The organism is Streptomyces triticirhizae, from assembly GCF_003696235.1.
GTDB lineage: Bacteria > Actinomycetota > Actinomycetes > Streptomycetales > Streptomycetaceae > Streptomyces > Streptomyces triticirhizae.
In genome coordinates this window covers 1-958 of the sequence record NZ_RFFJ01000411.1, presented here as the reverse complement: position 1 = coordinate 958, position 958 = coordinate 1, and the positions used below count along the sequence as shown (strand labels likewise).

Sequence of the window (958 nt, the reverse complement as noted above, 5' to 3'; positions counted from 1 at the left end):
CAGCGGGACGCGGGCGGCGGCCAGGGCGAGCGGCCCGCTGTCGGCGAGGCCGGCCAGCGCCTCGGGGGCGCCGGGCGCGGTGCCGCGCGAACGGAGCGAGCGCAGCAGCCGGCCGGCGGTGGTGTAGCAGCCGGCGAAGCCGGCGGCGACCAGCAGCACCACCAGGGTGGTCCTGGGGGTGGTCAGCGCGGTCAACACGGCGATCAGCAGCCAGCGTTCACCGATGGGCAGCACGATCATGCGGCGGGCCCAGACGGTCCAGCCGATGCGGTCGAGCCGGCCCGACAGGGCGTTGGCGGCGCCGCCCGAGGGGCTGGGCGGGTGCGCCTCGTTGAACGCGAAGTCCACGATGTGCCGGCAGGTGCCCAGGATCATGGCGCCCAGCGCCAGGGCCCAGACGTCGTCGTCGGAGCGGGCGGCGCCCAGGGCGAGGCCGGCGTAGAACGCGTACTCCTTGGCGCGGTCGAAGGTGGCGTCCAACCAGGCGCCCAGCGTGGAGTACCTGAGCGCGTAGCGGGCCAACTGGCCGTCGGCGCAGTCCAGCACGAAGGAGGCCAGCAGCAGCACGCCGGCGGTGACGAAGCCCCAGCGCTCTCCGGTGGCGGCGCAGCCGGCGGCGACCAGGGCGGTGAGCAGCGAGGCGGTGGTGACCTGGTTGGGCGTGTAGCCCCGGCGGGCGCACCAGCGGGCGAGGTAGCGGGAGTAGGGGCTGACCAGGTGGGTGGTGGTGAAGCCGTCGCGGGACTTGACGGCCGAGCGCAGCCGGACGGCCTCCTCGTCCACGGCGGCGACCCGCTCGGCGGCCTCGGCCCTGGCCGCCTCGTCGAGCGGCACCTCGGCGACGAGGGTGCCCAACTCGGGGCGGTGCGGCGGGGCTCCGGCCTCGGCGAGGAGCGTGGCCAGCCGGTCCACCGTCGGCCCGGCCTCCGGCGGGGCGGCCAGCGGGCCGCCGGCGGCC

Annotated in this window: 1 protein-coding gene; it reads right to left on the bottom strand. The window is 77.0% G+C overall.

All coding sequences use genetic code 11. The annotated features are described in order from the left end of the window. The coding region (locus EBN88_RS30015) for a CDP-alcohol phosphatidyltransferase family protein (protein ID WP_147472932.1) at window positions 1–958 on the bottom strand (958 nt) is incomplete at both ends.